The sequence below is a fragment of the Methanosarcina sp. DH1 genome (genome assembly GCF_020804205.1).
Classification (GTDB): domain Archaea; phylum Halobacteriota; class Methanosarcinia; order Methanosarcinales; family Methanosarcinaceae; genus Methanosarcina; species Methanosarcina vacuolata.
The window spans coordinates 189910-211596 of sequence record NZ_WJBJ01000021.1 but is presented as its reverse complement, the minus strand read 5'-3'; the positions used below and the strand labels follow the sequence as shown (position 1 = coordinate 211596).

18 protein-coding genes and 1 pseudogene are annotated in these 21687 nt (G+C 37.1%); 5 read left to right on the top strand and 14 right to left on the bottom strand.

Features of this window, described 5'->3' with window-relative positions:
* Positions 1 to 237 (top strand): annotated as a pseudogene (locus FXW07_RS12150) (transposase); the annotation flags it as partial.
* Between the two features lie 142 nt (positions 238 to 379).
* Here the strand turns inward: FXW07_RS12150 and FXW07_RS12145 are convergent.
* From FXW07_RS12145 to FXW07_RS12105, 9 genes are all read right to left on the bottom strand, one after another.
* On the bottom strand, positions 380 to 1564 hold the full coding sequence (locus FXW07_RS12145; RefSeq protein ID WP_229395657.1) for an IS110 family transposase: 1185 nt from the start codon (positions 1562 to 1564) through the stop codon (positions 380 to 382).
* Between the two features lie 455 nt (positions 1565 to 2019).
* Positions 2020 to 3402: a hypothetical protein gene (locus FXW07_RS12140; RefSeq protein ID WP_229395656.1), complete on the bottom strand. Its 1383-nt coding sequence runs from the start codon at positions 3400 to 3402 to the stop codon at positions 2020 to 2022.
* 694 nt (positions 3403 to 4096) lie between these two features.
* The gene (locus FXW07_RS12135) at positions 4097 to 5209 is read right to left on the bottom strand and encodes a glycosyltransferase family 4 protein (RefSeq protein ID WP_229395655.1); all 1113 of its coding nucleotides are present in this window, start codon (positions 5207 to 5209) and stop codon (positions 4097 to 4099) included.
* Between the two features lie 63 nt (positions 5210 to 5272).
* On the bottom strand, positions 5273 to 6313 hold the full coding sequence (locus tag FXW07_RS12130; protein ID WP_229395654.1) for a DUF354 domain-containing protein: 1041 nt from the start codon (positions 6311 to 6313) through the stop codon (positions 5273 to 5275).
* 79 nt (positions 6314 to 6392) lie between these two features.
* Positions 6393 to 6614, bottom strand: coding sequence for a hypothetical protein (locus FXW07_RS12125; protein ID WP_229395653.1), 222 nt, complete (start codon positions 6612 to 6614; stop codon positions 6393 to 6395).
* 23 nt (positions 6615 to 6637) lie between these two features.
* Positions 6638 to 7513 (bottom strand): hypothetical protein, encoded by an 876-nt coding sequence (locus FXW07_RS12120; protein WP_229395652.1) that lies wholly within the window; start codon positions 7511 to 7513, stop codon positions 6638 to 6640.
* Positions 7510 to 8577, bottom strand: coding sequence for a Gfo/Idh/MocA family oxidoreductase (locus FXW07_RS12115; protein WP_229395651.1), 1068 nt, complete (start codon positions 8575 to 8577; stop codon positions 7510 to 7512). The genes FXW07_RS12120 and FXW07_RS12115 overlap by 4 nt, the downstream gene beginning before the upstream one ends.
* Positions 8561 to 9505 carry a glycosyltransferase family 2 protein gene (locus tag FXW07_RS12110; protein ID WP_229395650.1) on the bottom strand — a complete coding sequence of 315 codons (945 nt, stop codon included), beginning with the start codon at positions 9503 to 9505 and terminating at the stop codon, positions 8561 to 8563. Before FXW07_RS12110 ends, FXW07_RS12115 begins: the two co-directional genes overlap by 17 nt.
* 20 nt (positions 9506 to 9525) lie before the next feature.
* Positions 9526 to 9819 (bottom strand): glycosyltransferase, encoded by a 294-nt coding sequence (locus FXW07_RS12105; protein ID WP_229395649.1) that lies wholly within the window; start codon positions 9817 to 9819, stop codon positions 9526 to 9528.
* 1073 nt (positions 9820 to 10892) lie between these two features.
* Here FXW07_RS12105 and FXW07_RS12100 point away from each other — a divergent pair.
* A complete protein-coding gene (locus FXW07_RS12100; RefSeq protein WP_229395648.1) occupies positions 10893 to 12083 on the top strand; it encodes a type II CAAX endopeptidase family protein in 1191 nt (396 codons plus the stop codon).
* A 669-nt stretch (positions 12084 to 12752) separates the two neighbouring features.
* On the opposite strand, the gene FXW07_RS12095 is transcribed toward FXW07_RS12100, so the two are convergent.
* The 5 genes from FXW07_RS12095 to FXW07_RS12075 all read right to left on the bottom strand — a co-directional run bounded on the left by FXW07_RS12095 (position 12753) and on the right by FXW07_RS12075 (position 18638).
* On the bottom strand, positions 12753 to 13019 hold the full coding sequence (locus tag FXW07_RS12095) for a hypothetical protein (RefSeq protein ID WP_048123681.1): 267 nt from the start codon (positions 13017 to 13019) through the stop codon (positions 12753 to 12755).
* Positions 13020 to 13458: 439 nt separating this feature from the next.
* A complete protein-coding gene (locus tag FXW07_RS12090) occupies positions 13459 to 14058 on the bottom strand; it encodes an indolepyruvate oxidoreductase subunit beta (protein WP_229395647.1) in 600 nt (199 codons plus the stop codon).
* Positions 14055 to 15857: an indolepyruvate ferredoxin oxidoreductase subunit alpha gene (gene iorA, locus FXW07_RS12085; RefSeq protein ID WP_229395646.1), complete on the bottom strand. Its 1803-nt coding sequence runs from the start codon at positions 15855 to 15857 to the stop codon at positions 14055 to 14057. Before iorA ends, FXW07_RS12090 begins: the two co-directional genes overlap by 4 nt.
* A 399-nt stretch (positions 15858 to 16256) precedes the next feature.
* A complete protein-coding gene (locus tag FXW07_RS12080; RefSeq protein WP_229395645.1) occupies positions 16257 to 17060 on the bottom strand; it encodes a zeta toxin family protein in 804 nt (267 codons plus the stop codon).
* Between the two features lie 720 nt (positions 17061 to 17780).
* Positions 17781 to 18638: a 4Fe-4S binding protein gene (locus tag FXW07_RS12075; RefSeq protein ID WP_048118481.1), complete on the bottom strand. Its 858-nt coding sequence runs from the start codon at positions 18636 to 18638 to the stop codon at positions 17781 to 17783.
* A gap of 491 nt (positions 18639 to 19129) precedes the next feature.
* Between FXW07_RS12075 and hcp the strand changes: the two genes are divergently transcribed.
* From hcp to FXW07_RS12060, 3 genes are all read left to right on the top strand, one after another.
* On the top strand, positions 19130 to 20758 hold the full coding sequence (gene hcp / locus FXW07_RS12070; protein WP_048118478.1) for a hydroxylamine reductase: 1629 nt from the start codon (positions 19130 to 19132) through the stop codon (positions 20756 to 20758).
* A gap of 108 nt (positions 20759 to 20866) precedes the next feature.
* Positions 20867 to 21205 carry a cupin domain-containing protein gene (locus tag FXW07_RS12065; protein ID WP_048118475.1) on the top strand — a complete coding sequence of 113 codons (339 nt, stop codon included), beginning with the start codon at positions 20867 to 20869 and terminating at the stop codon, positions 21203 to 21205.
* 45 nt (positions 21206 to 21250) lie between these two features.
* Positions 21251 to 21679, top strand: a complete 429-nt coding sequence (locus FXW07_RS12060; RefSeq protein ID WP_048118473.1) for an ester cyclase — start codon at positions 21251 to 21253, stop codon at positions 21677 to 21679.
* Positions 21680 to 21687 lie beyond the last annotated feature (8 nt).

The following is a 21687-nucleotide window of genomic DNA, read 5'->3' as shown; positions in this document are numbered from 1 at the left end:
AAGGAACCGATTCTTAAGTTTCTTAATTACCTGAGAGTTTCGTTTGATAACAATCAAGCAGAGCGGGATATCAGGATGGTGAAGCTACAACAGAAAATTTCGGGAACTTTCTGAAGTATAGAAGGAGCGGTCGCATACTGCAGAATTAGGGCATACATATCATCGATTAAAAAGAATGAAATGAATGTTATGGAGGCTATTCTAACGGCGCTCAAGGGAGCGCCGTTATTAGCCTGAGAATTGAAGCATTTTGCTCCAAAACATACTTTTTTATCAGTGGCTGAATAGACATGTTATAAATGGTTTTTTATACTCCACTCCTTAATCACTACTCTGAAACGTCGATGCCTACGGCTATTCATAAAACTTCATATTAACCCTATTTCTTTTTAATCTGAAACTTGGAATGGCTTTTTATTTTTTCCACAGCCCATATTATCCTGATAAGTTTCTTGGCTGATGCACACATTGCAGTATTGTAATGCTTTCCTTCGCTGATTTTCTTGTTGAAATATGTCCCAATCACAGGATTTGACATCTTTGCTTGTACAACAGCTCTTCCTAAAACCCATCTTAGCAGTTTTGATCCTCTTTTGTTAGGTCCTGAAATCACTTCTTTTTTTCCAGACCTTTTTACCTTTGGATCATATCCCGCAAAGGCAACTATTTGATCAGGATGTCTGAAATTCTCAATGTCTCCAAGTTCAGCCCAGATAATTGCCGCCATTAAATTGCTGATTCCAGGAATCGTCTGAATAAAATGCTTATTCTTCACTGTTTCCCATATCGCTAAAATTCTTATTTCTATTTCTTTGATCTGATCTTCCATGTATTCAATCAGCTTAAGTAGGGATTCCAGTTCGAACAATAAGACCCCTTCAATGAATTCAGGAGGGATCGAATCCTTTGCCTTGCTTAACAGTTCCCTTGTTTTATCAGGACTATAATAATTTCGACTTGCTGTTTTCATCAGTTCAAAGAGTTTTTCTTCTCCCATTTCAAGCATATCCAAAGGTCTTGGTGCTTCTTTGAGGATTGCTATCGATGTTTTGGTAAATACACTGGAAAATACCTGATCATATCCCGGGAAAATAAGATGCACATTACGCACGAAACGCTTCTTTAAATCAGACAGTTTTGATTTCAGTTTGAAACGGAATCTGCAATATTCTTTCAATTCTATTCTAGTTTTATCCCCATAACAAACCTTTGGTGATTCTCCAAACTGAAGCATTCTAGCAATCGTTTTTGCATCGATTTGATCTGTTTTTGATCCCCTAATATTAACAGCAGCAAACCCCCTTATCTGAGAAGGATTGTAAAGATGAATTTCATAATCTCTTGAAAGTTCAAAATATACTGAATACCAGTATATTCCTGTTGCTTCCATTCCAATCCTTGGAATCAAATTTAATTCTCTTGAAGCTGATTCTATACTTTCCCTGAACTTCTGAATGCTGCTTTTTGAATTCTTAATTCGAATAAAGTTTCCAATTTGTTCTCCACTTTCAGTCAGTATACAGGCTTCATGCACATTCTTAGCAACATCAATTCCTACATTCAAATACACTTCTCTGAGCCCCACAACACTAATTTATAGGCCGAGAACCAAATAGCTGTAACATGTTAAATTGCCGGAGAGCCGTAGGAGTGGAGGGTGGTAGTCTATTCAAGCCAGACAATGCTGTAAGTTACAAAAACTACCCTCTCAGCCTACGTTTGTTTTATGAAAATGCAGCTATAAAGTAAAGCTGCATATTACCCTTTATACGAGTTACTATAACTATACAATATTTCTATAAATTCGCGGCGCTAATATTAACGCAGATAGCTGTATCTGAATATTATAACCACTATTGACGTACTGAAGTAACACATTTTTTGTAATAGCTCGTCCCAAAACTCAAAGTTTCTTCTATGAGTCCATGTTCTGAATAATCAATTAGCTTCACAGATCATGGAAAATAAGAAACTTTACTGATTTTTGAGAATAAAATTGGTTTTAAGATGAGCTTTTTCTTACTCTTGGAAATATGCTTTTGCACCTTTCGTATCATATATACAATTGAATTCAGAATCGAGATTATTCTGAAAATTTACTCCAAGCAACATTAATGTTCTTTTACCGTGTATATTTACTAGCACAGGTCTGTTTAAGTTAGATGATCTCCAAATCAGAACTGCGCTATCATTTACATTGTTTAACTTATATTTATTTCCTGGATTTAAATCATAATATGATACATTTTTCCTTGTTAAATATGTTCTATATGGTCTGAGTCCTGTTTGTAAGTCAGTAATAATCAATCCATTATATAAATTATTTATATTTGTTATAAGTGTCATCTCAGAAGAAGTCCAAATATCTTTTTGAGCAGTTTCTTTTGAAAATATAGGAGAATCGATATTTGAAACGTTGTTTGACGTCATAAAGAAAGAAGAAGTTAATAAAACAATTAATATGAAACAAATTTGTTTATTTTTACTTTGAAATATATTTGCTATCAACAAAAATCCAACAGTTACCAATGGAATGAAAGAAATACAAGCAAATGCAGACCATCTATCTGGTATAACATCTCTCATACCAAGTATCGGAAATCCATATCTAACACCATATAATGCTAATGAAATAAATATTAATAAAGTCATATATTTGTTTATATGTTTTTTAGACATGAAATATAATGTTCCAATAATACCAAACATTAATTGAATAAGGAATCCTATCGAGTCAAATAGTGCTTCCGGCCTATCTACAATGTTTGAATATGATATATTATCCAAAAAGCCAGCTTCTGAATTCAGTGAAACGACGAGCTTTTCAATGGACATATCAAAAAAAGGATATCCTGAATTCATCCAGTGATAAACCAACAACACAATAAATAAAGCAAAAAGTGTAAAAGGTATTTGTGAATATGAATATTTATTCTCATTATATATGTTATTGTAAATGAAAGGTGTAATAAAGAACATAAGTATTACTACTAGAGAAATAAATGCAGAAATGGTATGTGACCAAATTATGACAAAAGCATATAAAACTAATAAACAACTATATATTTGTCTATTTTTAGTACTTTTTTCAAATAATAAATAAAGTATAATTGAATAGATTGCAAGTCCAAAACTCATTGCTATAATCTGAATTCCCCATTCCAAATTGCAGTCAGTAAAATTAATAAATAACATTGAAAGCAATGCAAGCCTCTCATTATTAGTTATCTTTTTAACAATAAGAAATATGAACAACGTACTTAGTAAAAGGGCTATTCCACAGATAAACCAAGATTGTTTCACAGTCACATTTCCAATTAATATAAAAATACACGAAAGTAAATGAGACAATGGAAATCTTGTATAATGGTTATTTACCTCATATATGCCAGGAGTGACCATTATATAATGATACTTTAAAAAATTTTTTATATACTCTGTATGCATCCAAGAATCAGACCCTACTGGATACGGAGAAATAAAATAACCCGTGTATCTGAGCATAAATGAGAGAATTAGAATATTTGTAATTATCATATATACACGTTTCACACTCAGTTTTACGGATACTATTTCCAAGCCCAATAGTGCTGTAGCTAGTGAAATGAAAATAAAAAAGGAAGGTGGACGATAATATGGTTCTGATTGCGAATATATCACTAATGCCAAGATAAAGCAAACGCAATAAATAACCTGAATGATTATATCATTTTTTTGTCCGAGGTCAAAATTAAAATCTAGGTTAGAACTTAAAAGACGGTTTCGATATTTTAAATATAATACTGATGTAATTGCTATAATAGGACTCAGTGATAATAAGTCTATACTAACATATAATAGATTCATGAACAACATAAAAATTCCAAATAAAAATCCAACAAATGCAAAACCGCCGTCTATTGAACGGATATTGTTTTTATCTATTTTTGTAAAAATATATCCACATATAATTAGCGTAAGTACTATTAAATATGGAACTAATTCTTTGATAGAATTTATCATATAATCCAACCAACTAGTATATCATGTGTAACATAATATTTGATAAATATTGTTACATATTAAACTAATAAAAGTCTAAATTGACTAATATCTTTTAGATTCCACATATTTCATTATTTATTTTTTTAATAATTCTGTTCCAAGAAAACTTTTCTGTAAATTCCTCTGGTACTTTATTATTAATAGGAGATTTTAAAATAGATACTATTTCATTAGCAAATTGACTCCAATCATCTGTAATTACTAAAAAATTATTTGTTTTTCCTCCAACCAGTCCTTCTGCACCAATATCTGTGGTTATGACAACTTTGCCGCACGATATTGCTTCTATAATTTTTAGTTTGGTTCCACCACCACTTACTAAAGGAGCGATCACAATATCTGAAGCATTTATGTAATCTTCAATTTTATCAACAAAACCGGTAAATATAATTCCTTTATGTTTATATTGAAGGGGTGGATGAGAGCCAACTATTAAAAATTTTGCATTTGGAATTTTGTTCAATACTTTATCAACCAATGTATCATGAATTATACTTACTGCTTGAAGATTTGGCTTATAACTAAAATTTCCAGAAAATAGAATAAGGGGTGTCTCATCATTTACATTTATTTCTTCTCGGACTGCCTTTTTGTTCTTATTGTTAGGGTAAAAAATCGTAGGATCATATCCGTTTGGGATAACAACAGTTTTTTTGAGCTCCACTCCAAGCTTATTTATTTGTTTCCGATCATCATCAGACATGCAAAATACCTTATCTGAAAACTTACAGCAATATCTTTCGAATACCCGCAATAAACCAGGATACTTCATTCCCATACGCTTCCATCGTACATATTCTACGTTATGTTCAGTAAGACAATATGGAACTTTTGTTAGAGCTCGAAAAATCATTGCATGAAGTCCTGCCCATATACCTTCAGCAATAACTAAATCAATTTTCTCTTTTTTTATTACATCAATACCTTTCAAAATCAAGTACGGATCTAAGAGCTGCATAAATTTAGTTGGTACTTTAAAAGAACATTTTTTTACATTTGGGAGAAAATTGCAGTTATCTGGAGCCGGGTACTTTTTATAATAATCAATATAAAACAAAAAAATAGAATTAAAATTAGAAAGTTGTTTAGTCAAATTATAAACCCGAGTTGAAAAACCAGAATATATAGGATAAATTCTAAAAGGGGATATTATTAGTATATTCATAAAAATCACCGTTGATACTACGTTGGAAACAGTAAAATATTCATAATATCTATCTTAAAATAATTAAATTTTTAATTGATTTTCTATAAAATTCACCATAAATGCTGTTACGTCAATCTTGTCCCGCAACAAGAGTTCTCCTTTTTTCTTTCCTTTTTGCCTTAGATCGGAACTATTCAGCAATTCAAGCGCTTTTTTTAAAGATTCCTTACCCATTGTCCTTTCATCTTTAAAGTTATAGACAAGATCGTATTTTTCTTCCTCTTCATCAGTATATCCTCTACCTGCATAATCGCAGAAGATTGCATGCGTTCCTAGTACAGCGCACTCGGAAGCCATTGTTGCACTTTCACCGTAAAGAAGAGTCGCATAATATAACAAATTATGAATTTTTTCCGGAGGGACAGTAATTCGATATTTTTCAAATTCAGGGGGCAATGGACTTTCAGAAGTAATAAGAACTCGACCATACTTCTCAAAAGCTTTCACAGCATTCCTTTTGTCTTCCATAGTAAGACCACTATGTCCGACATCATGACCGGCAGCCCAAGCAACAAAACGCATAACGATAAAAGTATCATCTTCGTTCAACCCAATTTCCTCAAGAACTCCTGGATTGGGTATGAAATAATTGGGATGCAGATATGCAAGTTCCTGATAACTGTCGTATCGAACATGCTTCTTGCCCCATTCTTTAGTATAACATTTAGGAGTACAGATACAAGATGCAAAAGGAAAAGAGGCATAATTAACAAGCTTTGCATGCTCCGTGTCAGTAAACACAATACTCTTCTTGTTCAAGAGCCAAGCAACGTGCGTAACAGAAGGATACGTTTGCCCAATTAACATGTCCGGATTAAATTTTCTTGCAATATTGAGCAACTTTAAGTCTCTAGTAATCAATTCCGTACCAAGGTTTAACAAACCTTTTTTAGCTTCACTTATAGTTGTATACTTTATCTTGTAAGCATCGAGAAGATTGATTGCAACGTCTTTCTGTCTTGCAGTTACAAGAATCTTGTGCCCTCTTTTTTCCATTCCCCAGATAAAATTTTTGATAACATGGACATCAGCTGGATGTACAATATCAACCAATATTTTCATAGTGAATCGCCTACAATCTACATAACACTTTAAGCTTATAAAATACCTGCATGAACCCAGCCGAAGGGACTATAACAAGTTATATACTTTTTGATCTTGAATTTTTCATTATCATCTGAAATAGTAAAAATTTTGCCTTCAACATCCTTAACAGGATATAATAACGATAAAGTTTTTTAAATGATAAAAACTCAAGATCTATATACTGAGCTAAAGCCCTACTTAACTCCAAAGAATATGAACTATTCCAAGTTAATGGAGGTAATGCCCCAACCATGTATACCTTAACTTTATCAAACATATTTAAGCCCATTCGCAGAGTTATTATTTTAAGTACCCTTTTATGATACCAAAGGTTTCTTCTGCATGTTCCTTTGAGGATACACCTACAACTGCCGACTTAATGTTGGGTAATGAAAACAGATACTCATAAGCCTCTTTTGGTTTTAGATATCCTGCTGCAAGCGTACTCATGGCCAGTACATCCACATCGTATTCACGCAGGCACCTCTCACATTCTTCTCGAGAAGGATTCATCTGGAAGCCTGCTTTATTGAAGGAAGTCATAACAAGAGGCTTTTCTATGCCCCACGCGTCAAAACTCTCCACAAGCCTTGCGAAATTCATTGTCCCGAAGGCTGGAATTGCGTTGTAGTTTTCTTTAATATGATCAATAAAGAATTCAAATATCTTCTGCGAATTCATGGAAAGAGCAAGGTCTGTCAGAACGTTATGTAAGAAAACCGCTTTTACATTGAATTCATTAAAAGGAAGCATTTCTACGTCAATAAATGTCGAAAGCATATTAAAAAAATCCTGGTTCAAAACATTCATTCCGCCTTTAAACAGAATCTTGAGTTTTGTAGAAGTGCTGGCAGGTTCAAGGATATCTTTAAGCATTCCGATAACGCCCATCTCATTAGCTTTTCTTACATAACCCTGAGCGTAAGGAATTAGAGGATACATGTTCAGGTTCTTTGACAAAACCGGATCCGAGCCAATAGTTTCCAGTATCGACTTCGTTCTAGGATGCGTGGAAAGCATCATTCCAGTTCCACCAAGCTCATAGAAATCCCTTACTACATTGAGAATTTTCTCATTGTCGCTAAAAAGCTGCACTCTGTCTCTTGCACGGTCCTGAGAAAAATGATCCACACCTACGAACTGGTTGTGGCCCAGAATGATTGGATCGATACTCATAGTTCATCACCCTCTACTGCAGAGTTAGTTGATGCTGATTTATATATTCCGTCCACAACTTTCTGAACTTTGAATCCCTCAAGTATGTCGAGTCCTGTATCCTGCTTCTGCTTTACTGATTCTATCATATGTCTATCTTCTCTGGTGTATTCAGGACCCCCAAGGTCAAACTCAACCCCTGCGTAAAGATCCTGTTTATAATAGTTTTTCCATCTTGCTTCCTGATCAGTATATATTTTTACATAATCATCAGTAACTACAAGCATTCCTTTTTCACCATGAACCTCTATTTTTATTTCAGGAAGCCTGTGGTTTCTGACGCTCCACGATGTATCCATATATCCGCCCAGTCCTCCTTCAAAGAGAAGATAAGCGTGAACAAAATCCTCCACATCTTTTGAGTAATAGGATTTTGTGTGACCCTCAACGAGAGAGACCTCACCAAAAAACCAGACAAGTAGGTCTACAAGATGAGCAGCTAGAGTACTTAAAACTCCTCCTCCACTTGCTTCTTTCTTATATCTCCAACCTTTTCCCTTTGAGAATAACTGAGAAACATACATACTAGAATTAAAATAAATAAGCTCACCAAGAATTCCACTGTCGATGATTTCCTTTGCTTTTGTAAAGGTATCCACAAAACGCTTTGAATAACCAATCATATTTATTACTGGTTTTTTCCGGACAGCTTCTATCAAAGGTTTACAATCATCAACTGAAATACCCAGAGGTTTTTCAACAAAAAAGGGAATACCATGATCTAAGCAATCTAACGCAATGTTTGCATGGAATGATGTTGGGGTTGTAATATATATCAGGTCGAGATTTTCCTTTTTAATCATATCTAAATAATCATTATATGTGCCAATAGAAGGTAATAGTTGCCTTATTGGTTTCAAAATAAGATCCTGTTTTTCTGCAACTCCTTTTACATTGACACCATTCAAACTATTGAGTATTCCCGTATGTAGAATACCCATCTTTCCCATTCCAATAACACCAGCATTTATATTATCAACCATAAAAACCAACAACTGTGATAATAAATTAAGTCTTATTTTCATATTCCAGTTTCTTCAATCTATACAAAATCTCATCCTGGACCATCCTCTGAGTTCTCAGGGTATCAGCTATAATTCCAAGAGTCATTGTGGAGACTCCAATGAGTATTAACAAAACTGTTAGCACAGCTGAAGGCAAATTCCCTGACACTACTCCTGTTTCAAAATATCCTAATAGTACTCTACTCCCAAAAATCAGGCCTACAAAAATAAAGAAAATACCGATTCCAAAAAAGGTCTCAAGAGGATGGAAATCACTGTAACCCCTTGCAATTGTACCCCCTGCTCTCTTGGCATATTTCCATATACTTGAAATAAGGCGGGAATGACCATCCCTTCTTCTGAATTCTATGGGGACTTCTTCAATCACAAGCCCATAGTGTGAGGCCTGGATAAGGGTTTCTTGGACATAGGTGTAATCAGCCATGACATTCAGGCGCAAGGCACAGTCTCTGGAAAAGGCTCTGAAACCGGACTGGGCATCAGAAACAGGGAAACCTGAGACCATTCTGGTGATGAAGGTTGCAATTTGATTTCCAATTTTTTTCTGGATTGGCATGTACTCAATATGGCCTTTTGTACGGGAACCCAGGACAAAATCGGATCTACCTGCAAGAATGGGCTCTATTAGTTTAGGGATTTCTCCTCCATTGTATTGCCCATCTCCATCGGTGTTTACTATTATATCGGCACCCATTTCAATAGCTTGCTGAAGGCCCGCCTTGAAGGCAGGAGCAAGACCTTTGTTTCTCTTGAAACTGATAATTTTATCTGCACCTGCCTTTTTAGCTTCTTGTGCAGTTCTGTCGACAGAGCCATCGTTAATAACCAGAACTTCAACCTCTTCACAGCAGTTGCGGGGAATTTCTTTTATAACCGAGGCAATTGATTTTTCTTCATTGTAAGCAGGAATCATTACTACTAATTTCATGAAAGCACCAGATCAAAAAGTTAATTTGTTATTTTTAGTTCTGAATTTTCAAACGAACCATGCAGTGAGGTTAAGAAGTATGTGCTTATTTCAAGCAATTGGTCATTATATCGACAACTCTTTAACGAATTGTCCACAACAATTGCTCTATCAGCTAGTTCCTGCTTCTGTAAAACCATGCTACCTATTGAAACCTCCTCATTATAGATGGGAAGAATCACGGTTACATTTGGGGGAACCATGTCTTTAGCGCGCAGATTTTTGTTTTGAGTTATACCCTGCGAGCTGTTGCCCATCTGCAGCTCATTACTCATTTATTATTACCCCTTTTTTAAAGCCACTTTCATACATATCCCACAACAAATTTTGCAAATTGTTTTAAGCATCATGGAATTTTGATCCTTGCGGATAATGACTATCATTTAGAATATAATTTAAAATGATTAACATATAATAATATAAATATATTATATACCCCATAATAATTTTATATTTAGCCCAGTAATACATAATGTGAAACAAAGATGTCTTATCAATACGATAGAATCTTGTTTGTATTGGCAGAGGAATACAAATTTAACTACTCTACTTGGAAACTATACGGAACGATTATATAAATCATATAATCTTATTTAATAAATATACTAAATTAGTTGATTATATATAAAGTTAGTGAGTTAATATAACTGTACGTTAATAAAAAGAAATATAGTGAAAATAAAAAGTACTCAGTTAACAGAACTAATATAATATTATTATCATTGAATTGTATGTTATAAAAGTATCCTGCAGCTGGACATAATATGATAAATTTCAGAAAACAAGAAAATAACTATAGAAACGAGATCATTAGAAATACTTGATTTTATATCAGTCTGCAGGCATCCATGACCCAATTCTAGGTTTTCTCATCAGTTATGACTAATTCAAGTTCATCTTGTCCTCTTTTTCATTCTCCGCATTTACTGATGGAAATGGATGAAAAATGTTCTTGGAAAATTAACTCAGAAATGCAACTATCTACCGATCCTATTGAAAAGCTGTTGAAAAATCAAACTGTGCAACATCCAAAGCATATCCAATCCTTTAAGGATATCCGACAATTCAATTTCAGAGTCAAATATTACGAAAAGAAAGTATTATAAGACCTTTAAATTAAAAAAGAAGGGGTTAGTCTCTTATTGGCAGTAATAATTGGACAGTTTCTCCAGGATGAATGGAACATGTAATTTGATTTTTCCATATGAGCTTAAGGAATAAAACTTTTAATCAAAAATAAAAAACTATAAACAAAACTTTATATATTATTCACAATAAGAGGTTGTGGAATATCAGGCAGGTTTGCACAAATAGAGTAAGTTAGCCCTGAGTGAAAGAAGGAGTTCCAATGAAAAAAAGAATTATTCATACGAATCAGAAAAAGCTGAATTTTCTAATAATTATTTCAGTGCTGAGTCTGGCTTTACTGGCAGTTTCTCCTGCATGTTGTAGTGACTTAAATAATTCCTCATCCTCACAGACAGGGCCTGTTTTGAAACTGATACCTTCCAACAATACGGAAGAACCAGGCTTTTCCACATTTGTCTTATCCGATGAGAATTCAGGGCCTTTCCAGAAAATGGGACAATATGTCGATATTATTTACGCTTTTGCAGGAATTGGAGCAGCAGCTCTGATTATTTTAATATATCGACACATGGCTTCAAAAGAACAAGAACTGATCGAAAGTCCTCCAGAAGAGCTCTATCCACATAAAACCTGGAAAAAATTAGGGATTGAAGACATAAATCTGGAAGAATTCGAGGCAGAAAGAATCAGGCTCTTTACTGCAATACCTATTGTATTCATAGGCCTGGCAGAACTCCTAATCTTTGCAGGTAAAATGCAAATCGCTATCTGGATACATATCGGAGTTTTAATTGCATTATCTCTTTCCGATATAATCATAAAGAACCTCAAAGTATACAGAATTTATCAGGCTCTAATGCTTCTCCCTATCCTTAGATTGGTAAATCTTTCCATGCCTGTATTTTTTAATACCACCCTTTATACTTTCGTTTTTGTCTATGGCCCTCTATTAGTTCCCCTGGCACTTATAGTAATTAATCAACGTTCTTCTTTTGAGAATATAGGGATTACTGCAAAGAATCTTCCGGTTTATATTATTCTTTCAATTCCACTGGGCTTTCTGCTTGGGCTTGGAGAATACCTGACCATCCATCCAGGCTACCTTATTAAGGAACTTTCTATTGTAAACCTGCTTATACTCACTTTTATAATGGTGTTCTTCGTGGGTTTAGTTGAAGAACTTATTTTCAGGTCAATCCTCCAGACAAGGCTCGAAGATGCACTCGGTGTGAAAGAAGCAGTGTTAATTGCAGGGCTTCTATTCGGTCTCATGCACTCGGGATATGGTACCTTCCATGAAGTATTATATACAGGTTTTGTAGGACTTTTCATGGGCTTTGCTTTCTACAAGACAAAAAGTCTGCCCTTTGTTGTTGTTCTGCACGGCCTGGTCAATGTTTTCCTTTTTGGGATTTTACCCCATTATCTGAGTGGCTGGACAGTATTCTGAAACGTTCTTAAAATCATTATAAGTATTCAGTTGTTGGCAGTGTTGCGAATTTGCTGTATATTTGAAATCAAATTTATTTATATGGTGGAAATTAATCTTCCGACGTTGAAGATTATAATACTCCCTATATTTTTAATATTTTAATTTTATAGGAAAACTGGCGCACTGGAAAATTAGAGTTGGTATTGATTATGGAGAGCTGAATAGACACAGAAATTATTTTATTGGTCATTGGTTAAGGAATTTTCTTGCCTGAAAGCTATCGATTTTGCATTAGGAGCCATCTTATATTTTGGCCTATTTACGTGAAATAGATACCCTGGTCCAGCTTAGAACTTATTCAACTATTTGATGACTGTTGAGGAAATCGGTGCAATTATCACTATTCCTCACTTAACCGAAGACGCATAAAAATTATTTGGATTAAACATAAAATGCACATTTCGAACCCTGCCAATTTGGGATAATAATCCCTTGATATTTGATCGTTTTGTTAATGGATGACTATAATAATTATACTTTTGTGATTTTTAATTATACAAAAGTATCAAAAATAGAAATATGAGATAAAACAGGTTTTTTGATAAAAAAGATACAAAAAATAAAAAATTTAATTGCTGATATCTAAAAAAAGATAAAAAATAATATAATATTATTTAATAGCTATAATCAGACAAAAATAATCGCTGCAACATTAAAAGCCACAATTGCCACAAAGCTGAAGAACAAAGGAATAATTGCCATATTAAAGGAATTGTTCAGATATTTGTTCCACTTCTCAGATGCTGAAAATACCTCTTTTAGAGAGAGAAGAGCTATTAATCCAACAACTATTGCAGCTCCATACTGAGGAAGTCCTGGAGTCGTGATCATAGTTACCGCGCTCGATGCAGCGGCGCTTGAGACAATACTAGATGAGATACTACTTAGTAACATAGTAACACCTTCCACCAATGATATTTCCTTTCTAAATGATAAGATACCTGCTTAGGTATTGCAAGTACCTTAAAAGAATGTTATAGTTTAAGATACAAATAACGTAATAGTATAAAAAAGTTTTCTACTAAACTTTAATTCTTAAATAGTGTAAATTACTTCTCCGGTTTCCGAATTAATTAACAAGTATTTCGAAAATTCTAGATAGATATATTCTGTTTGTGCATATAATTTAATGAGTGATCCTTCAAGCTCTGAATAGAAATGTACAGAGCTATTAGCATTAGTAGCTTATTGGAATCTATAGAGAATTAAAAAGATTTACAATGAGTATTTGTGAAATTTACACACTTGTCTTAGTGACTAAAATAGGATAATAAGCAATTTTTTCACTGCAAGAAGTAAAAAGTCTTCACTGAAAAAGAGTAAAAGGAAAGATTTAACTTTCCTCTACTTTTTGTCTTCCCGCTTCAAAAGCCCTGAGATTCACTTCAATTGTTTTCTGCGGCACAAGGGCTTTAACACTTTCAAGCAGGATTTCTTTAGGAATCGGCAGATAGCCTGAGACTGCTCCCACCATCACGACATTCATTGCAAGCCTGTTCCCTGCTTCGTAAGCCAGGTCATCTGCATTAAAGGCTTTGACTATGTATTTTTCCGAAAGAAAATCAAGAATGTCTGAGACTTCCGGATATTTCGTAAGGCCTGAGGTAATAGTTACAGGAATTATGGGTTGCGTATTCATTATAATAATTCCGCCGTCCTTCAGGAAATCCAGGTACCTGACTGCTTCCATAGGCTCAAGGGCAAGCAGAAGGTCTGCACCTTTTTTCGGGATCATGGACCCATAGTCATTTCCAACCCGAATATGGTTTACAACCGAACCTCCACGCTGGGCCATGCCGTGAGTTTCCGCAGCCCGGATAGGCATTCCTGCAATAACTGCGGCTTTTCCTATAATGTCAGAAGCAAGAATTGCACCCTGTCCTCCTACTCCTGTAATAAGGAGATCTAATTTCTTTTGTTCAGCCTGGCTCATCGTTTCACCTCCTGAATCGCATCAAACTTGCAGATCTGGGCACAGACCCCGCACCCACTGCAAAGGGCCGTAATTAAAGCACATTTATTTTGCTCGTCAAACTCAATTGCAGGGCATCCGAACTTAACACACTGCTTGCAGCCTTCGCATTTTTCAGGATCAACAACATAGGGGGCCCGACGTATACCTGCCCTTTTTCCTGAAATCACGCAGGGTTGCCTGGCAATAACCACAGCTACGCCTTCAAATTCTTTTGCTGCCTTAAAAGCTTCCTGGATCTCTTCAAGTTTATAAGGATCGACAACCGATACAAATTCTGCACCCATTGCTTTGCAGAGCTCTTCAAGTGAAACCTGTACGGTTTGCTCTCCTGTTGCCGTATACCCGACGCCTGGATTTGGCTGGTGTCCGGTCATGGCTGTAATACGGTTGTCCAGAATAGTAACCGTGATATTTGCTTTATTGACAATTGCGTTCAGGAGCGAGTTCATGCCTGAATGGAAAAAGGTCGAGTCTCCTATGGAACAGCAGATCGGCCGCTTTTCTCCTGCATGGTAAAGCCCTGAAGCAACGCTGATACTTGAGCCCATGCAGAGTGTTGTCTCAACAGTCCCGCTCTGAATTCCGAGGGTGTAACAACCGATATCGCTGGGGTAAATTGCATCTTTTCCAAAGACCTTTTTCATTGAGTAAAAAGTCGCCCTGTGAGAACAGCCTGCACAGAGAGCAGGCGGGCGAGGAGCAAGTTCAAGAGATGTGCCTGATGTTTCAGCTTCAGTCTCAAGGTCGAAGGTTTTCTTAAGGGCCTCAAGGAAGGCACTTACATCCAGTTCTCCTTCTCTTGGTACAAAACCATTAGTTTTCCCAAGCACTGAAACCTCAATCCCTGCTTCCTGTGCAATCATCTTTACCTGTTCTTCTACGATAGGCTCAAGTTCCTCAAACACCAGTACGGTGTCTACGGTTTCAAGCAGCTCAAGAATTAGTTTTCTCGGAACTGGATACGCTCCGATTTTAAGGTAAGAAACTTCAAGTCCAAGCTCCACAAGTGCTTCTTTTGCATACGCTGAGGCAATGCCTGCCCCTATTACTCCGAATTTTGCATCTGGTTTAAGCTCAAGGGAGTTCCAGGGAGATTCGGCAAGGGCGTCCTCAATGGACTGCTGGATAGAAAGGATATGAGTATGGCGTGGGCGTGCGTTCTTTGGAAGCATGACCCAGCGGTCCAGAAGTTTTTCAAAATTAGGAGCCGGTTTTTCGACAGGTATATCTCCAAGCTCAATATCTGACTTTCCGTGCGAAATCCGGGTTGTGGGCCTGAAGATCACAGGAACTTCAAACTTTTCGGAAAATTCAAAGGCATAGGGTAGCATGTCCTTTGCTTCCTGGGGGGTTGAGGGATCAAAACAGGGCACAAGGGCAAAATGGGCATAACGCCGCGTATCCTGCTCGTTCTGGGATGAGTGGCACGATGGGTCATCAGCAACGATTGCAATCAGCCCGCCCTTTGTCCCTGCGTACGCTAGAGTCATAAAGGGATCGGCTGCAACATTTAGCCCGACATGTTTCATTGTCACTACAGAACGAACTCCTGTCCAGGCAGCTCCGACTGCAACCTCCATTGCCACCTTTTCGTTAACCGACCATTCAATATGGTAATCCCGGTCTTTTCGGGCTGCAAGCGTATCTATAATCTCCGACGACGGAGTTCCGGGATAGCCTGCAATAACCTGCACGCCACCTTCAAGAAGCCCGCGGGCAATTGCCACGTTTCCAAGCATGTACTCACGCATTGTCATAATTATTGTCTCCAGTATTTAAACAGGAAAAAATATAGTTCTGATAACAGATTAAATATATTCTTATTGATTCATATCAGCAAATTTAAGTGATTTACTCGATTGGTGACAGCAAATCTGAAGTTTCATAAGGACAGTTTAACAAACCATACCTGCTGTCCGAAACCAGGTAAAACTTTTGCATTATTCAAATAACACGATCAATAATATACTTTCGGATAAGTGCCCTGAAGTTCTCTTCCTGTACGATCTCAAATTGCAGAAAAAAATAAGAAACAATGGAAGTTACAGTTTTTGAGAGAACATAAAAATAGATTTAAAAGCTGGCAACAGTTAAAAGCTGGTAATAGTTAAAAGCTGGTAACAGTTTGCTCACTGTCCAGCTTATGAATAAACAATTTAATTTTTCCTCAGAAACTCTGCAAGCTTCTTGATTTCATCTAGCTCTAAATTAAGTTCTTTGCCCTTAAGTGACGTCTTAAATATTTCTCTTCTTTCCGGGATTTCAGCCACTACATTCGTGCAATTTACCGACGCTAGCATCTCTTCCCTTATGTCCGGTTCAACCTTATTAAGCACGAAATAAACCTTGCAGCCGCATTGTGCGCCAAATTCATCAAATTTCTTTGAAAGCCTTAGAGACTCGTAAGAAGGATCAACAACAACAAGGATCAGGTCAAAGTCCTTGTCAACCCCACGCCCGAAGTGTTCAGTGCCGGCTTCGGTATCCACGATTACAAGATCATCTTTTCCAAGGTCAAGGTTTTCAAGAAATTCCCTTGTCAGAACTCCCATTGGACAGGCACAGCCCTCTCCGAAATTGTGAATTTTGCCAACTGCCATCAGCTTGACTCCGTCCTTTTCTTCCACAAATTCCGGCGGGAGGTCGGAAAAGCTCCACCTCTTATCAAAAAAGCGGGACTTCTGTTGAGCTGGCTGACCTGAAGTACTCCCACTGGCTGCAAGCCCCAGGAACTGCGTTTTTTTGGGAGCAGCCCTTTGTTTTTCCTTAAAGCCGGTTTTTCCTCCAAAATATTCCATAAGATCCTTAGGAGCTACCATTCCTAGCTGGCTGTGCAGCCCGTAATTGGACTCGTCAATGTCGAGTACAAGCACGTTTTTAGTTTTTGCCATTTCCTTTGCCAGGAGCGCCGAAATCGTACTTTTTCCGCTTCCTCCTTTTCCGCATACTGCGATTTTCATATATAGTTCACCTATCCCAGTAATTTCTCCTGCTGAATTAAAAACGCTTCCTTTAAACACTTTCTTGCCTGAATAGTCAGATGAAAAATGAAAATGAAAGGAAAAGTGGAGAAAGTGAAAAAACGAAGATCACGGAGAAAAAGAAAGAATGAATAAATATAAAAAATTATTTAGAATAATGATTATAACCTGATAATAATCAGAAAGAGATGATACCAAAATTCAAAAGTGGATGCCAGTAGTGAGAAAATGTATCCGTTTTTAAATGGAGATTAAAGGCTGGTCATGGAGAATAACGATCTCGAAAGACCTTCTCCCGACCTGGAATGTGGGATGTAACGGGGTGAGCAAATCCCCATAAATAGCTATGAAGTTTTAGTATATAATTACGCATGTTTTGATCTTTTTTAATAATTCGGGGATTTAGGATCTATTTCTTCTGCACATGATTTAGCTTTATGATTTAGCTTTTATCCTGATAGAGATGGGACAATTTTTGTGCCTCAGAACTCATAAGAAACGGAAATTGAGTGCCTCAAACATCTAATTATTTTAATACATATGTAGGTTAATTTATGGTTCAGAGTATACCCAAAAAGTCAAATAATGACTGAAATTCTCGACATACATTGAAAATAATTTAATATTTACAGAATCAAAGTCAATACTCTGGTGGAGTATTATGAGTTCATCAGTGCTACCGGAAAAACCTCAGAAATTTCAGGGAAGAACTTCTTTCCTGTATTTTTCAAATCCCAGCCTGTCAAAGAGATCTCCTAACCTTTCTCCGTCAAGGCCTTCTCTCCTGTAATACTCAAAGGTTTTTTCTAGAATCGAAAATAGCTGCCCCTCGTCAGCAAGCTCAAGAAGCTTTGTCCCGTGCCCAGGCTTCCTTCCCAGCTTACCTCCGACAAAGATTGTGCATCCGGTTTTTTCCGCCCTCAGCGCATCTTTCCTGCAGGCTGCTATACATAACCCGCAAAGGATGCACTTTTCCCTATCTATGCTGGCTTTATCATCGAGAACCTTTATTGCTTCCATTTTACATGCTTTTTCACAGCGCTTGCAGCCAACACAGTTTTCTGAGATAAGTTGTGGTTTTGTCGTACCCATTACTCCAAAATCGGTATCCTGGGGTTTTACGCAAGCCGATGGACAGCCAGTTACTGCAATCTTGAGTTTTTTGGGAACAGTTTCTCCTACATATTTTTCAGTTATCCTGTTTGCTATTTGCTGGCAGTCGATCAACCCAAACCTGCAAACCTCATTTCCCTGGCAGGCAACTACTGCTCTTACTCGCTTTCCAGACGAGCCTCTCAAAACTCCCTGCTTCTCAAGTTCAGAACTTGCTTCTTCAGCCTCTTCGAGTTTGACAAAAGGAATCTCAATTCCCTGCCTTGAAGTTATGTGGATATATCCATGTCCGTATTTCTCGGCAGCATCAGCAATTGCACGCAGCTTTTCTGCGTCAATCCTGCCACTAGTAGCTCTAACCCGCATTGAAACCATGTTTTCCTGCCTCTGAGGCAGAAATCCTTTACTTTTGAGTAAAGACTCATCTATTTTTTTCTCACTCATATAAGGTCACTTGTTGAAAAGGCATTATTATGGATGTATATAAAAATTGTTAATGATTCGATTTTCCTTATAGATTGCTATTTGTAATCCGAACCCGAAACGTGGAATTTCTATCCCTGTACCGACTGCTCGGAGAAATATCCTTTACCCGGGGCTACTATCCTGCACAAGATCGAATGTCATAAGGGAAACTGTTGAAGACGGAATGAAGTGTCAACAAAAAGAAAAATCTCTACTGTTTGCAGCCTAGAAAACAAAATCCAAGCTCTAGCTTGTGAAATTGAATTTTTATTATTAAAGTACCCATATCGAAACTGTCTCCTATATATGAGCCACTATCGTATAGAAAATAGTTCCCTATTGTATTTTTTACAGATACATTCTACAACTATATTACACTACACCTCAATGATTAAGAAACTGAATCGTTATATATGATAGGATGAAAAAACTGGGAGTAAACTGAATAACAGTTTTAAAGGTGATAAAGTATGTTTTGTAATCAATGTCAAGAAACTTTTAAGTCAATAGGTTGTACGAAAAATGGAGTGTGTGGCAAGAAAGGAGAAGTTGCAGATCTTCAGGACAGATTAATCTATGTTCTCAAAAGCATCTCTTTTTATAATCTTAAAGCAAGGGCTGCAGGTCTGAATGAAGAAGCAACAGATCGTTTTATTCTCGACGGCTTCTTTGCCACTCTTACTAACACTAATTTTGACAAGGAGGAAATTGAATCCTTTATAAAGAAAGGATTTGAGCTCAGAGACAACATTAAGGCAAAGCTTCCTTCGGGAATAATAGATGCCGAAAAAGACCTGCCTGCAGTGGCTACAGTTACCCCTGAAAACATAGGAAATTTGGATGTTGCTGTTCACTCAACTGCAGATGAAGATATCCGATCCCTTAGAGAACTTCTTACCTACGGGATGAAGGGAATGGCCGCTTATGCACACCATGCCTATATTCTGGGATATAAAGATGAAGCAAGCTTTGAGTTTATAGAAAAAGGACTGGTTGCAACAACAGACGACAGCTTAGGAGTGGAAGCTCTAATCGGTCTTGTCCTGGAGTGTGGACAGAAAGGTGTAGCTGTCCTCGCCCTGCTTGACAAAGCAAATACAGAAACATATGGAAACCCTGAACCAACAGTAGTTAACATAGGTGTAAGAGATAGGCCTGGAATACTTATCAGTGGGCATGACCTTCGAGATCTCGAACAGCTCCTTGAACAAGCGAAAGGCACAGGAATCGATGTTTATACCCACGGTGAGATGCTGCCTGCAAACTCTTATCCTGCCTTTAAGAAATATGACAATTTCGTAGGCAATTACGGAAATGCCTGGTGGAGACAGAACGAAGAGTTCGAAAAATTCAACGGCCCCATCCTGCTAACAACAAACTGCATAATCCCACCAAGGGAATCATACAGAAACAGGATCTACACTACAGGAGTCGTGGGTTTTGAAGGGCTTACCCACATATACGAAAAAGAAGATGGCACAAAGGACTTTAATCCCCTTATAGAACAGGCAAAAATGAGCAAGCCTCCCGAGCAACTGGAAAGTGGAACAATAGTTGGAGGTTTCGCACATGATGCAGCCCTTTCTGTTGCAGATAAGATCGTAGATGCCGTAAAAAGTGGAGCAATCAGCAGGTTCATAGTTATGGCAGGCTGTGACGGCAGACATAAGGAAAGAGCTTACTACACAGATTTTGCAAAAGCCCTGCCAAAAGACACAGTAATTCTGACAGCTGGCTGTGCCAAATACCGCTATAACAAACTGGATCTTGGAGATATAGGAGGAATCCCGAGAGTTCTCGACGCCGGGCAGTGCAACGACTGTTACTCGCTTGTAGTAATAGCTCAGAAACTTGCAGAGGCTTTCGGTCTCAAGGACATAAATGATCTCCCTGTTTCCTACAACATAGCATGGTATGAGCAAAAAGCCGTGCTTGTTCTGCTTGCTCTTTTGAGTCTTGGAGTAAAGAACATCACCCTAGGCCCAACACTTCCGGCTTGTGTATCTCCAAACGTTCTTAAAGTGCTGGTTGATAATTTCAATATCAGGCCAAACACAACCGTTGAAGCGGATATGAAAGTGCTTCTGAATCAAGCATGAGCTTCAGGAAGAAACTGGTGTTGCGTCAACAAACATTGATGCAACACTAGCATAATTTGTAAAAATATACAGGATAACATAAAATTATGGTTAAAAAGAGGGAACAATATGAAAGTTATTGAGATGAAGTCTTCACCTGAAAAACCAAATCCTCACAATGTAAGCGTTCGGACTCTTTATGATACAGAACATGCCCAAGCAGTACACATAGAACTCAAGCCAGGAGAAGCTTTAAAAAAGCATATCACTCCAACAGATGTCTTTTTCTATATTCTGGAGGGAAAAGGCGTAGTTGAGATTGGGGATGAACAACAGGAGGTCAGCAGGGATACGTTAATTGAAAGTCCTGCAAAAGTTCCTCATCGCCTTTTGAATCCTGGAGATGGAGTCTTTAGAGTACTTGTTGTTAAAGTCCCGAGGCAAACTGAATCCACACGTTTGCTGTAAGATTTAATCACACGAACAGGATAAATAAAACAATAGAGGAGAAATATGTCTACAGAAGAGAATAAAGCAATAGTCCGTCGATTCTTTGAGGAAGGGCCCTCTAAAGGAAATCTAAATATTGCCAATGAACTGCTATCATCTGATTTCACTCTTCATGTTCCTCTTCCTGTATCTTCAGGAATAAATGGAATAAAAGAAGTAATCACCTCATGCAGAGCAGCCTTCGAGCATCTTAATGTTACAATAGAAGATATGATTGCCGAAGGAGATAATGTGGCTGCTCGCTTCACAGCCCATGGTATACATAAAGGCGATTTTATGGGTCTGCCGATCACAGGAAAACCAATAACTATGACTGGTATAGAGATCTTCCGTATTAAAGATGGTAAGATTGTCGAGTTATGGGGTGAGGCTAACCTTCTCGGCCTGATGGAACAGTTAAGGAATTTGTCTTCACCTGGGAACCAGGATTAAACTCCGCC